Source organism: Thermicanus aegyptius DSM 12793 (assembly GCF_000510645.1).
GTDB lineage: Bacteria > Bacillota > Bacilli > Thermicanales > Thermicanaceae > Thermicanus > Thermicanus aegyptius.
In genome coordinates this window covers 2,668,197-2,680,288 of sequence record NZ_KI783301.1, presented here as the reverse complement: position 1 = coordinate 2,680,288, position 12,092 = coordinate 2,668,197, and the positions used below count along the sequence as shown (strand labels likewise).

General features: G+C 53.3%; 17 protein-coding genes. All 17 read left to right on the top strand.

Going from position 1 to position 12,092, the window contains the following annotated elements; all coding sequences use genetic code 11:
- Positions 1-6: 6 nt before the first annotated feature.
- Positions 7-756, top strand: a complete 750-nt coding sequence (locus tag THEAE_RS21115; protein ID WP_052330034.1) for a TcpE family conjugal transfer membrane protein — start codon at positions 7-9, stop codon at positions 754-756.
- Positions 753-3,236, top strand: coding sequence for an ATP-binding protein (locus THEAE_RS0114195; protein WP_028987939.1), 2,484 nt, complete (start codon positions 753-755; stop codon positions 3,234-3,236). The genes THEAE_RS21115 and THEAE_RS0114195 overlap by 4 nt, the downstream gene beginning before the upstream one ends.
- A complete protein-coding gene (locus THEAE_RS21110; RefSeq protein WP_052330032.1) occupies positions 3,233-4,789 on the top strand; it encodes a hypothetical protein in 1,557 nt (518 codons plus the stop codon). The genes THEAE_RS0114195 and THEAE_RS21110 overlap by 4 nt, the downstream gene beginning before the upstream one ends.
- Before the next feature lie 33 nt (positions 4,790-4,822).
- On the top strand, positions 4,823-5,749 hold the full coding sequence (locus THEAE_RS21105) for a M23 family metallopeptidase (RefSeq protein ID WP_039944477.1): 927 nt from the start codon (positions 4,823-4,825) through the stop codon (positions 5,747-5,749).
- 54 nt (positions 5,750-5,803) lie between these two features.
- On the top strand, positions 5,804-6,082 hold the full coding sequence (locus THEAE_RS0114180) for a hypothetical protein (protein WP_028987938.1): 279 nt from the start codon (positions 5,804-5,806) through the stop codon (positions 6,080-6,082).
- A 17-nt stretch (positions 6,083-6,099) separates the two neighbouring features.
- Positions 6,100-6,300, top strand: a complete 201-nt coding sequence (locus tag THEAE_RS0114175) for a hypothetical protein (RefSeq protein ID WP_028987937.1) — start codon at positions 6,100-6,102, stop codon at positions 6,298-6,300.
- 98 nt (positions 6,301-6,398) lie between these two features.
- On the top strand, positions 6,399-6,674 hold the full coding sequence (locus THEAE_RS0114170) for a hypothetical protein (protein WP_028987936.1): 276 nt from the start codon (positions 6,399-6,401) through the stop codon (positions 6,672-6,674).
- Between the two features lie 37 nt (positions 6,675-6,711).
- The gene (locus tag THEAE_RS0114165; RefSeq protein ID WP_028987935.1) at positions 6,712-6,963 is read left to right on the top strand and encodes a hypothetical protein; all 252 of its coding nucleotides are present in this window, start codon (positions 6,712-6,714) and stop codon (positions 6,961-6,963) included.
- A 17-nt stretch (positions 6,964-6,980) separates the two neighbouring features.
- Positions 6,981-7,763: a DNA adenine methylase gene (locus tag THEAE_RS0114160; protein ID WP_028987934.1), complete on the top strand. Its 783-nt coding sequence runs from the start codon at positions 6,981-6,983 to the stop codon at positions 7,761-7,763.
- A 28-nt stretch (positions 7,764-7,791) separates the two neighbouring features.
- A complete protein-coding gene (locus THEAE_RS0114155; RefSeq protein WP_028987933.1) occupies positions 7,792-8,103 on the top strand; it encodes a hypothetical protein in 312 nt (103 codons plus the stop codon).
- A 96-nt stretch (positions 8,104-8,199) separates the two neighbouring features.
- Positions 8,200-8,394, top strand: coding sequence for a hypothetical protein (locus THEAE_RS0114150; protein ID WP_028987932.1), 195 nt, complete (start codon positions 8,200-8,202; stop codon positions 8,392-8,394).
- Between the two features lie 11 nt (positions 8,395-8,405).
- On the top strand, positions 8,406-8,828 hold the full coding sequence (locus THEAE_RS22190) for a prepilin peptidase (protein WP_211233505.1): 423 nt from the start codon (positions 8,406-8,408) through the stop codon (positions 8,826-8,828).
- A 40-nt stretch (positions 8,829-8,868) separates the two neighbouring features.
- Complete coding sequence (locus THEAE_RS0114140; protein ID WP_028987930.1) at positions 8,869-9,096, top strand: hypothetical protein; 228 nt, start codon at positions 8,869-8,871, stop codon at positions 9,094-9,096.
- A 13-nt stretch (positions 9,097-9,109) separates the two neighbouring features.
- Positions 9,110-9,322 (top strand): hypothetical protein, encoded by a 213-nt coding sequence (locus tag THEAE_RS0114135; protein ID WP_028987929.1) that lies wholly within the window; start codon positions 9,110-9,112, stop codon positions 9,320-9,322.
- Positions 9,323-9,401: 79 nt separating this feature from the next.
- Positions 9,402-9,596: a DUF5049 domain-containing protein gene (locus THEAE_RS21095; protein WP_039944476.1), complete on the top strand. Its 195-nt coding sequence runs from the start codon at positions 9,402-9,404 to the stop codon at positions 9,594-9,596.
- A gap of 57 nt (positions 9,597-9,653) precedes the next feature.
- On the top strand, positions 9,654-10,961 hold the full coding sequence (locus THEAE_RS0114125; protein ID WP_028987928.1) for a CpaE/TadZ family protein: 1,308 nt from the start codon (positions 9,654-9,656) through the stop codon (positions 10,959-10,961).
- A 27-nt stretch (positions 10,962-10,988) separates the two neighbouring features.
- A complete protein-coding gene (locus THEAE_RS0114120; protein ID WP_028987927.1) occupies positions 10,989-12,092 on the top strand; it encodes an SAF domain-containing protein in 1,104 nt (367 codons plus the stop codon).

Genomic DNA, 12,092 nt, shown 5'->3' with positions numbered 1-12,092 from the left:
TGCGGGATGGAGGAAGAAAAGGCGGAATCGTACCGGGCGTTGTACCGGGTTCGCCCGCTCATTTATCACATCGGGGATATCCGGCTCTGGGTCCCGATCCGGCAGGATGGGATTATCCTCTGGTTCGTCTATGTGTTCATCTTTTTCGTGTTTTGCTACGTGATACCCGTTCTGGCCTGGCTGATCCCGTTGGATCCCCTCGTTGTAATGCTGGCGGGACCCATTGCCGCCGCGTATTACAGTGTCAAACTCGACCCGGCTGGGAAAAGCGTGCCGGGATTTTTGCTCGATGTGCTGAAATTTTTGCTGCGTCCGAAATGGCTGATCGGGTGGCGGGAAGTCCGGTTTTCCGAAAGAAAGGGGCGTCTCCGTTTGGAAGGATGGTGCAGGCCGTATACGCTTCAGTCATGCGCGGACGGGCTGGAGGAATGGATTGGCGGGCGAACCCCTTTTCAGGGACGCGTGAAACGGATGGTGTATGCAAAATTGCCCGGCGGCGTGCGAGTGAAATGGAAAGGGAAGCGTGGGCGATTGGCCGTCATCCCCGTGGAAACGGGGCGGCTCCACTTCCGGTCCCGGGCGCCGGCTTCATGGGAGAAATCCCGGAACCAACATTGGACGACGAAAGATGCGGTGGAAGTGCATGTGACGGATTCCGGCCATTGGCACATCCGGCGACTTCCAAAACCGTCCCGGAATTCAAACCTTTTGCCCGATTCATCGTCCTGTCGTCCAAGGGGAGGTGAGACGTTGTGAAATTTCCGATCCTCTACTGGGAACAAAACCTTCTGTTCGATCACCTGCTGCAGCCTTGGGCGGTGTACCAGATCCCGTTAAAACCTTATGCTTATCAGTCATTGGAAAAAAAGCGGGGAACGGTGGCCAGCTTTCAGCATTTTCTGCACGGCTTTCATGGGGAAGGTCAGCTGTTGTCCGTGACCCGCATGATGGATGCGGAACAGTGGAGGGCCGGAAGAAAGGGAACGGGCCCCGAATACGAGCGGTATGTTCAGGCCGTCATGCAACGGTTCGCCGAACGCCGGCCCTGGCAGCGTTCCCTCTATTTGCTGCTTCGGCTTTCCTCGGGATTCCGCGACATGCCCGAAATCGATTTTTCCGGGCTTCGCCATACGATGGAAACGATAAAGCGTGTCCTCGGCTATTTGGTCCGGAGCGTGCAGGAACAGTTCTGGTACCGGCCGCGCGGCGAACTGGAGATGGAACGGGTCATCCAGGCGAGGGCCGCGGAGGCGCTGCAATATGCCCATGTGTTCAGCCATTTGCAAGGCGAGCGCTGCCAACCGAAAGACATCGAATGGCTGATCCGCCGCGGGTTTTACCGGGGGCTGACACGGGAACCGGAACTTGCGCTGCGGGCCGATTCGGTTCACGAAGTGATCGTCAAAGGCGAAAAAGTGAGCCTGCGCCCGAAAAAATCGATGCCTCTGCAGCTTTCCGGGGATCTGGTTGGCGAGGAAAAAATGAAAACGTGGATTGTCCATCACGATGACCGGGAAGACGGGGTGAAAAGCTATCAGGCGTTTTTCGCCGTCGTCGATGTGCCGGAGGATATCCCGACCGTCGGAAATGAGTGGCTCTACATGCTGGAAGATCTTCCGTTTCCGGCGGAAGTGAGTCTACACTTCAAGGTCGAGACACCGCACGAGGCGGCCGGCGGTTTGCAGAGAAGCCGCAAAGTGCTGCGGGATCAACGCAGGGAGTACCGGGAGGCTTCCGAAGAAGCGCCGCTTACGCTGGAATGGGCGGGAAAACGGGGGCGGGTATTGGAAAACAAGCTCCAGAAAGGGATGCCGCTCGTCTGGATGTCCGCCTGGCTGAACGTATCCGGGGCAAACCGCAAGGAACTGGAAGAGCGGGTGTCCCAACTGTTGCAATTGTACGCGGCGCGCCACGTGCGCATCGTTCGTTCGCCGGCCGATCAGGCAAAAGCGTTTCAGCTTTTTCTGCCCGGCTCGCGGATGGACGAACAACGCCGAATCCCGATGGACCCGAAATATTTGGCCGCGGCCGTTCTGCATGGCAGCCGCGAAATCGGCGACCCGGACGGGGAGTATATCGGCCGCACGGTGCACAACATTCCGGTGTTGCTCGATCTCCAGCGGCCCATGAAAGCGTTGAACCGTTCCGGGGCGATGGTCGTCGTCGGCACCCTCGGATCCGGAAAATCGGTATTGAAAAAGACGTTGTATTATCAGGCGTTTAACCAGGGAGGCATCGTGTTTGCGATCGATCCCAAAGGGGAAGACGCCTGTTTTATGTTTATTCCCGAAATCCGCCGGCAGATGGTGCTGCTCAATTTCGCCGCGGACTCCAACACCCGGTTCAACCCGTTTCGGATGTCGCAGAGTGAGGAGCGGAACCACGGGATTGTCCTGGACTTTTTGAGTTTGCTCCTTGAAGGGACGAAAAACGACGAGCGGGCGGATGTCATTATGGAAGCGGTGGAGCGAACGTTTGCCGGTGAAAAACGGGATTTGTTTCAACTCATCAGGGAAATGCAACACCTGGCGGACGAAGCGCCGGTGGAAGCGATGCGGGTGGAAGCGAGAAGGTGTGTCAACCGGTTGCAGTCGTACTCCAAAAGCCCTTACGGCAAATTTGTGTTTGCCCGCGACGGCGAGGAGCAGACCCGGTTGACCCATGCGCGTTTTGTGGTCATTACCCTGGCCGGTCTTCCGTTGCCGAAAAGGCGGGGAAACGACCGGCTGCAAGGGGGGATGACCCCGAACGAGCGGTTCGGATTGGGGATTATGTATCTGGTGGCCGCTCTGGGGCGGGAGTTTATGTTTTACAGCCCCCATGATGTGCTCAAAGTGTTCGGCATCGATGAAAGCTGGATGCTGAAAGCTTTTCCGGAAGGCGCGCTCCTGATCGATGAAATTATTCGCATGGGCCGCTCCTTTGATGTCGTTCCGCTCATCGTCACGCAAAATCCTTCCGATGTGGCCGAAGAAGAGACACGCAACAATCTCGGCTGCATTTTCTGTTTCCGGACGGAGGACCCGCGGGCGATCGCGGACAATTTGACGCTGCTTGGTCTGGACCCGCAGGACGAGGAGATGATCCATGCGTTTCGGGAGCTGAAATCCGGGGACTGCTTCATGAAAGATATTTCGGGCCGGATCGGAAGAGTCCGGATCGAACCGACCCCGGATGATTTGCTTCGCATCTTTCATACCACGCCGAGTTCCGGGGCACGGGAGGGAATGCCATGAGCAAACGGGCGGCTCTATTGTTTCTCTGTTTCTGCCTTCTGTTTGCGGAAGATACGGCGATTGCATATGCCGGGCAGGGGGATCCCATGGATCGCATCATCCCGAACGAACAGGAGATGGGGATCGTCCCCGGCGAGAAAACGCTGGATTACAAAGCGTATCCTCCCGACAACTATGCGTGGGATCTGGGTTATGACTTCATCGAATGGAAAGGCTGGAAGCCGGTCATGCATAACCCGTTCCCGATCTTGCTCAACGGTCTGTCCAATTTCCTGTTCTATCTCAATACGCTGATGGTCCGCTTCGGAATATTTCTGATGCAACTCGGTTTTCATACGGACCTGGTGAATGCGCAGTTATCCATCATCCTGCCGATTATGGACGGTTTGAAAACGAGTTTGTTTTTTCGTTTTCTTCCGTTCATTCTTTTGCTACTGGCGGCATGGATGATCGCGGTCGGGTACTGGAAAAACCAGACGACAAGGCTTACGTCGGGAACGATCGGCGCCGTGTTGGTCCTGGCCGGCGGGCTCTGGTTCATGGCCAATGCGGGTCAAAGCATCGGATGGGTGTCAAAAACAATGGACCAGCTTACCCAGATTACGATGGGATCGCTCGCCGCGCCGTATCAGGCCGTCACCGGCGATCAGGTTCATGAGGGAGGCTTGTTGTCCGCGGCCGATCAGCAATTGATCAATACGTCCAACCGGATCTGGAAACTGTTTGTGGATCGCCCTTGGACCATCGGCGAATTGAACCGGGAAAATGCCGATGACGTCCGTGTGACCGAAGAGGAGGCCGAAGAAATTCAAAAGTTGGCGCGGGACGAGGAAGTGGAACTGAACGTTCGGCCCGGGGAGGAGTGGTCGCACCTGCTCCGGCAATACGCGCCCAGCATGCCGCAGCGGGATATCCTTCGCAAAGTGCTGGGTTCTCCCAACATCGACCACGGCAATCACGACGATCTGGTCGGTCATTTTTGGGGAGGTTCCGCCGGAACCCGTTTTCTGATCGCCTTGCTTGCTTTGCTTGCCACCTTGACGTTGCTGCTCTTTGTCGGGACGATTTCGCTCATTTTGGTTCTGGCGCAGGAGATGGCGCTGGCCATCATCATCCTTGCGCCAATCGTGTTTCTGCTCGGTGTTTTTCCCGAAAGGGGTTTTGCATTCACCCGCAAGTGGGTTACGTGGCTCATCGGGACGCTGGGGACAAAGGTGGTTTACGGCTTTTATTTGGGACTCACGTTGCTGATTTCCGACATTGTGGCAAGGGGCTCGGGGCTGCTGGTCATCCAGCAAATCTTTGTCGGCCTTTTGTTTTTCTGCGCCTTCCTGTTCCGCAAAAAGATTTTGCAGCACATCCTCAGCTTTTTTGAAGCGCCGACGCCGCATCAGATGTACCAAACCACCAAAGCCGAAGTGACGCAGCACTGGAACGAAACGAAAGAATCCTGGAATAAGACGAAGGAATCCTGGAACAGGACCAAAGACAAGGCCAAGCAATGGTGGCCCAAACGAAAGCCGAAACCGGAAAGCGACGAGGAGACGGAGTGATGGGAATGGAACATCGACAGGAGGCTTCCATGAATGCCGCAGACGAATAAAAAGCGGGTGTACTGGATCATCGGTTCCGTCGGCATCGGCGGCGTGATGCTGGTGATGCTGTTTCTGTTGTTGGGCGTGGCGCTGATGGGAATGCTGGTTGCTTCATCGGAAGCCACTTACAAAGGGACACCTTTGGGCCATGTGGAACAACTCGACGTTCCCCTTCCGCTGCTAACGGTCTTTCTGCGGGCGGAAAACGGCTTCGTTTCCTGGTCGCAGCTTGCGGCCATCGTCAAAGTGAATACGGATTTCGGCCGCCATCCCGCCGTGAATGAAGGGGTTGGTTTTTCAGGTCTTCCCGACTTTCTTTGGGAGCAATTTCACCGCGACGGCGATGGAGATGGAGCGATGGATCCCGACAATCCCGAAGATGCCATCTTTTCGCTTGCGGCAACCGTATCCCACTGGCAGGGATCCTTTGATGATGCGCTTCGTTCGCTTCGGCTGGGAGAAGACGAAATCGCGAAAATTGTCGATGTGGAAGCGAAGTACCGATCCGCCTTGATTCGGGTGGACGGTTGGCTGTGGCCGTTGATCGGCCATACCACGGTCTCAAGCTCATACGGCCTACGCAGCGATCCATTTACAGAGGAAACCGCGTTCCATGACGGGATCGATTTGCCCGCTCCGGTAGGAACACCCGTATTGGCCATTCGGGACGGGTTCGTCACGGCCGCTTCGTTGAATTACGGAGGGTATGGCCATTACATTCGCATCGACCATCAAAATGGAGTCGATAGTTTTTACGGGCATCTGTCGGTGATCGGTGTGGAAGCCGGTCAGTTCGTTTATACCGGCCAAATGATCGGAGCGGTCGGATCAACGGGCCGTTCCACTGGACCGCATCTCCATCTGGGGATGACAGAGCACGGTCAATCGGTCGACCCGATGGAAAAATGGATTCCGTAGTTAGAAAACAGATATATACTCGGGAACCGCTGCAGTGGAAAGGAAAGAGATATCATGATTTGGAAGAAGACGCAGAGTTATTCTTTGCTTAAAGACGGGTGGGAGGAGGTTGGAAGAAAAGGGACCCCTCCCATGTATGCTGTACAAATGAAATTTCTTCCGACCGCTCCGCAATCGGTCGCATTCCGGGTTGTCAATGTGAAAACGGGCAGAATGGTTGTCGAACCTTGGGTGGTCCATCGGGATCTGATACAAATTCTGTACAACGGCTTGTTTCTTCTGCGATCTCAAAAAATGCCTCCGGTCAACATAGCCCGTAAAAAACAGGGGTGAGAAAGATTAGAGTCATATTGCGTTTTCGGGAATGTGAGCACAACGGAGATCTGGATGCGTATGCTTCGGATGTGGTGAAGTGCGGCGGTATCGTGCTGGATCGCATGGTCGACCCGTTGGCCGAAAAAGGGTACTTAACCGTCAAACTGAATTGCCACGACCCGGAAGAATTTTATCGCAAGTTCAGGAAAACGAGTTCTTATGATTTTTTGTTCTAGACGCTGGTAACAGCATAAGGGCAAGTACGGCTTCGGAAACGAAGTCGTTTTTTTATGCCATTTGACCATTTTGAATTTTGGAAATGAGGAGGATTCGTATGGGAAAGCCGATTCAAACGGTGATGACAAGGGGCGTTGAAAGACTGGATTTGCCCCCTCATGTGCTACGGACGTTGTTTGACAAAGCGATCGCCCATAAAGACAAATCGCCGTTTATTTCCTTTCAACCGAAAAATGGGCGGGTAGAGATTACCGATGGGAACGACAAAATCCTGGACACCGTGAATCTCCATTTACCTGAAAAAATATGGGTGATTTTCGATAATTACGGTGATTATCTCGTAGCCACGGCTTTGCTTCCGAGGGAATACTAACCCGTTTCTTTTTTCTAAAAAAAGCGTCGGTTGTGCCATGGATTTACAGTTGTATATCAAAGACCAGGGTGAATTTTATCTCGTAGGGGTTGTACCGGGGAAAGAAATCTATTTTCTGGGACAGAGTTCCCAATGGAAATGTATCCTGGACAAAGTTTTTCAGTATGCGAAAGACCTGAGTGTACCGGATGATCGCATTTTTTACCGGGGAAAGACATTGCGGACTTATTTGTCACAAGGAATGGGGAATGGCAACAGCCATCCTTCCATCGACAGAAACAGCGTCTAGGCAAAGGAGGAATCGGTATGCTCAAAAGCCCGATTCGTTGGCAAGGGGGAAAATCCCGCTTGCGGAAAGAAATCATCCGTCGTTTTCCCCCTCATACGTGCTATGTGGAAGTTTTTGGAGGCGCCGGTTGGGTGTTGTTCGGAAAGGAACGGTCAAAAGTCGAGGTGTTTGCCGACATTAACTCGGAGCTGGTGAATTTTTTTCGCGTGATCCAGGAAAACTGGGAGGAGTTGGCGCAAAGGTTTGAATGGGCTTTGTACGCCCGCGACGAATTCCAACGGATCATGGCGCGAAGGAACGAGGAACGGGACCCCGTGACGCGCGCCTATGACTTCTACTACCGGGTCTATTCCCATTTCGGGGGCAAATACAACGATTGTGACGACTGGGGATACTCCCGGACAAGGCCCGCCTATAATATGAGCGATGTGAAGAAGAAATTCAAGGAGACCCATGAACGACTGATCGGAGTGTACATTGAAAACCGGTCCTTTGAAGAAGTGATCCCGCGGTACGATTCGCCGGACACTTTTTTTTATTGCGATCCTCCCTATTTCGAGCTTTCGGGATACATTTACAAATTCACAAAAGAGCATCAGCTTCAATTGCGGGATTTGCTGACCGGGATTAAAGGGAAATTTCTCCTCAGCATTAACGACCATCCTGTGGTTCGTGAATGGTACAAACCGTTTTACATCGAAGAGGTGGAAACCCGGTATACCCTCTGCAGACAACAAAGCGGCCGGCAGCCGGTTAAGGAGTTGTTCATTACCAATTACCCGCCAGAGAAGGCGGATTGATTCCAGTTGTACGGATGGAGGGCCACGCATGATGAAAATGGATGTGAAAGTGTACGAGAAATTGCGGAAATACAATCGGATTCCGGGATATGAAGGAAACCCAGATACCACACACATTCTTTACCGGGATGTTCCAATCTTTCTTGTTACTCCCCAGGAGATGGATGCGGCGATTCGGCTTGAAGATCTGGATGTCATTCGGGAGCATAAGGACTGCCCACTGCTCATTCTTACGGACAAAAAGCGCGTGCTGGCGGTGGATCCTCAAGGGTACAACTATGCCCGTTACGTTTGCGTGATCGATGCCGAAACGGCCCGGACGATTCTCAATCGAGTGTAACATGGACGAGCAGACGACAGGATCGGAAGCTGTGGAAAGTCGATGACGGATTCATCGGACAGAAGAGCCCCGATCGAAGTACTTCGGAGGTGAGACATGGTGAATGGGCACAAGTGGGAGCATATCGATGCTGAGCTGGAGGAAAAGGTAGAGCAAGTTTGTGAACGCGGTTCAATCGAGGTATTCACTTATTCGGAAGCCGAAAAGCTTGTGGATTATGCTTTGTTCATGTACCATTATCGCTTCGGCATTGACCAGGGGCCGACAGGTTTCCGCGTATACAAGAAATGATGATCACCGGGTTGTCCGTTGGTTTGGTGGCCACCATGGCATTGCTTGCCGCTTGGTACGACGGAAAGGATCATATCATTCCGAATGGAGTGAGCTTGGGAGGGATCTTTTGCGGATTCCTCCTGAACGTTTTAGATGGAAATACGATGGAAAGTTTGACAGGTTTTTTATCCGCAAGCATTTTGATTGTTCCCTATCTGAAAGGATGGTTGGGCGGCGGGGATGTAAAGCTCATGATGGCATATGGAACTCTCTTGGGTCCTTCGCGATTTGCCAGTTTGTGTTTATGGGCTTCCATGTTCTCATTGCTTTGGTTGGCACTTGCTTGTACTCAACATCAGCGGGTCGAAAATAAGAAGATTTCTTTCGCCATCCCGCTTGCTGCCGCGGCATTGCTCATGTGCGGTCGATCCATCACGATTTCGGCGGACTGAATTTTTTATGGAACCATTGAGAAAACGGGGGGATGTCCCGATGAGCCAGTCCCAGTTTCTGTTATTCATTGAAACCATGCCAATCAGCCCCAATGTCGTTCGATTAAATACGAAAGACAAATACGGAAATCCGGTGACCGTGTATGTGCGCCGAGATCGCATTAACCAGTGGCAATGGCAATTTGAAACATCAGCCGGGAAAAGCCTGTGGTACAGCGGAGAATTGGATGAAATCCGAAATTATTGGCGGACGTTCCCCCTGCAATAAAGAGGAATGGAGGATGACGATGAAAAATCGCATTACGTTACCCAGGGATTGGATTACGGTCCTGATTGTTTCCCACTGCGTCTCGAATGCATATTTCCGCAGGGATCTTGCTGCTTATGCGGGGGACAGGGGATACGATCCGCGAACCATCATGGAGGCAACGGACCGGCAACTGGAACGGGCGCTTCGCGGGGTGTTGAACGGTCAGGACTTCAGGATGGAATGACAGTTTTCGTTTCGAATTTTCATATTCACAATGTATCCACAACATATCCACAAGTTAAACCAAAGGAGTGGAAGATGCGATGATTCAAGTTTCCCAAAAAGTGTATGAAGGTCTTGAGGCGGTTCGCCAATCGGGCCGCACCAATATGCTGGACGTCCCTGTTGTGATCTACTGGGCGGAAGTGCTCGGTTACCCGGAGACGGCCAATTGGATTCGGCAACATCGGAACGAATACGCACGAGGCGTTTTTGAAGGGTTTGAATCCAAACCCTGATAGGAAACGGTATATCCGATTCTGGTTGGCATGCATGGCGAAAGGAGGGCGGAACACATGCGGCTGGTTCTTTTTCGGCCGTGCCATCGTGAGGAGTGGATCAATCGGCTTCGGGGAAAAGGATGGGTGGTGCGGGTGTTGCACGAGGCCCATAAAGTCAGAGGGAAACTGGTCGTTCTCGATGCCGCGGACGCAAGTTGGGAAAAATTCGTGCCCGTGTTCGTCCGCAAAAAGATGACTGTTCTTCTGTTATCTGACGAGAATATCCCAAAAGAAAAATGGGCGGCCATCGGGATTTCCAACGTGATCACCCCCACGGATGAAACGGATTTTGAAGCGTACGTTTCGTCTCCGTCAACATCGCGGGAGTCTTCCTTACTCTTTGAAGAAGATGAAGATATGGAGCCGGATGACCCGGTGCCGCTTTCCCACCGGGCACAAAAGGCTCCTTCAGAGGAAGTGATCCCGCAGAACGAACAGCACGAACAGGAGAAATTCCCCCGCTTTATTTTGGGGCATGAGCCGGTTTCTTCGGTATCCATGCCGCCTTCCGGATTATGGACCCAAAAGGAAAGCGAAACGCCGGCCGCGCCGGTTTCAGCAGCACTTGCCAGGTATGCGCCTTCCGTTCTTGCCGCGTATGCGGCCAAAGGAGGGGTCGGAACGACCACCTTTCTGCTTCATTTGGCGGCGAAACTGGCTCGGGAGGGAGGCCGGGTGTGCATCCTGGATTTGGATTTGATGCACGGATCCGTGGCTTCCACCTTGCAACTCCAGCCAAACAAGACGATTGCCGACCTGGTACGCCGGATCGAGGATGGAAAAGCCAGCCAAGCCTGTCTTCTGAAAACGAAGATGGGTTTTTTTATTGTCGCTGCCCCCGCCAAGGCAGGGACGTTGATTCTGGAGCGGGAACAGCTGATCGCCGTCGTCCGTTTTCTGAAGTCGGAAATGGATACGGTACTCATCGATACTCCAGTCCATTTGGACGCCATCACGAAGCTGGCCTTGGAGCAGGCCGAACAGTTATGGTTAATGACCACAGACGAGCCGGCCAGCATCCGCAATCTTGGCCGGATGAAACCGTTCTTGTCCGCCTTGTATCCTTCGCCGGATATCGCGGTGGTCTGGAACCGGATGCGGGAGAAGATTCCGAAAGACCGTTTGCGCGAACTTCTTCCGTGGCCATATGCATTGGATCTTCCCGAAGACGAAGCCGTAGGTGAAGGGATCCGGCGCGGCGAATGTGCGACGAAAGGAGCTTATGCGGCTCGAATCCATGCGTTTGTCGACCGTTACTGGTTCGGAAAGGGAATCCATGAGGAACCCAGATGGAACCGGTTCTTTCGCTTCAAACGTTTCTGACCATATGGAAAGGAGCAATGAAGAGACATGCCATTTAGGGGACAACAACGAAAACGAATCATCATGATTTCGTTCGTATGTATTTTGATCATTTTGTTTTTTGCCACCGGCATGGTGCTGTACAGCTTTTTGCAAACCAAAGAAACCACAGCCCAGATGAAAGCTGAATACGAAGCAAGGATCCAGGAACTCCAAAACCGGGAAGCAGCCCAAAAAACGAGGATGGTTGTAGTTGTTCGCGATCTCCCGGCCGGAACGGTGCTAAAGACCGAAGATTTACGGGTGCTTGACCTTGCCGCGGATCTGGTTTCGGAAAACCTGATCACCGATCCGAAGCAGGCGGTCGGGAAAGTCACAAAAATCGAATTGCGCGCCAACACACCGCTTGTGTCCTCCATGCTGTTTGAGGAAGGCCCCGTTCCGAGGGATTTGCGGCTGCAGGAATTTAACGTCATTCAGCTTCCGACCAACCTGCAAAAAGGCCAGTACGTGGACGTGCGGATCAACTTCCCAACCGGCCAGGACTATATTGTCCTTTCCAAAAAGAAAGTGCAGGAACTGTCGGGCAATATCGTTTGGTACACGATGGATGAACGGGAAATCCTGATGGCTTCCAGCGCCATCATCGACGCCTACCTGCAAGGAGCGAAATTGTACGCCCTCGCGTACGTGGATCCGGGCATGCAGGAGGCGGCCATTCCCAACTATCCGCCCAATCCGAAAGTGCTGAACCTGATGGAAACGGATCCGAACATTTTGGAAACCGCGAAGACGGAACTGGCCAGACAGCTTCGGACCCGCTTGGACAACGATCTGAAAGCCATGAGCGACGTGGATAAAATGAAGGTGGTCCATGGCAGCGTCACGGTCCAACAGCAACTTCAAAACGAGCGGATCGCCACGCAGCAAAACAACGCGAGCCGCCAAACCATCCAACCGCCGGCTGAGCCGCCGGCCGGTCAGGAAAACGGACAAGCCCGGCCCGGGAACGATCCCGCCGCCGGCCAACCGTCGCCGGTGCCCGAAGCATCTCCGGGGGAAACGAAGGAAATGCCGCCGGAAAACGGTCAAGAAAAGCCACCGGCAAATAAACTGGAAGATGTGTTTAACCAGCCGCCTTCGGCTTCGTAA

Bases quoted from the DNA above. Each gene is read 5' to 3' on its own strand.
- THEAE_RS21115 (WP_052330034.1), top strand. From the start codon at position 7: ATGGAGGAAGAAAAGGCGGAATCGTACCGGGCGTTGTACCGGGTTCGC.
- THEAE_RS21110 (WP_052330032.1), top strand. From the start codon at position 3,233: ATGAGCAAACGGGCGGCTCTATTGTTTCTCTGTTTCTGCCTTCTGTTT.
- THEAE_RS21105 (WP_039944477.1), top strand. From the start codon at position 4,823: ATGCCGCAGACGAATAAAAAGCGGGTGTACTGGATCATCGGTTCCGTC.
- THEAE_RS0114180 (WP_028987938.1), top strand. From the start codon at position 5,804: ATGATTTGGAAGAAGACGCAGAGTTATTCTTTGCTTAAAGACGGGTGG.
- THEAE_RS0114170 (WP_028987936.1), top strand. From the start codon at position 6,399: ATGGGAAAGCCGATTCAAACGGTGATGACAAGGGGCGTTGAAAGACTG.
- THEAE_RS0114165 (WP_028987935.1), top strand. From the start codon at position 6,712: ATGGATTTACAGTTGTATATCAAAGACCAGGGTGAATTTTATCTCGTA.
- THEAE_RS0114160 (WP_028987934.1), top strand. From the start codon at position 6,981: ATGCTCAAAAGCCCGATTCGTTGGCAAGGGGGAAAATCCCGCTTGCGG.
- THEAE_RS0114155 (WP_028987933.1), top strand. From the start codon at position 7,792: ATGATGAAAATGGATGTGAAAGTGTACGAGAAATTGCGGAAATACAAT.
- THEAE_RS0114150 (WP_028987932.1), top strand. From the start codon at position 8,200: ATGGTGAATGGGCACAAGTGGGAGCATATCGATGCTGAGCTGGAGGAA.
- THEAE_RS0114140 (WP_028987930.1), top strand. From the start codon at position 8,869: ATGAGCCAGTCCCAGTTTCTGTTATTCATTGAAACCATGCCAATCAGC.
- THEAE_RS0114135 (WP_028987929.1), top strand. From the start codon at position 9,110: ATGACGATGAAAAATCGCATTACGTTACCCAGGGATTGGATTACGGTC.
- THEAE_RS21095 (WP_039944476.1), top strand. From the start codon at position 9,402: ATGATTCAAGTTTCCCAAAAAGTGTATGAAGGTCTTGAGGCGGTTCGC.
- THEAE_RS0114125 (WP_028987928.1), top strand. From the start codon at position 9,654: ATGCGGCTGGTTCTTTTTCGGCCGTGCCATCGTGAGGAGTGGATCAAT.
- THEAE_RS0114120 (WP_028987927.1), top strand. From the start codon at position 10,989: ATGCCATTTAGGGGACAACAACGAAAACGAATCATCATGATTTCGTTC.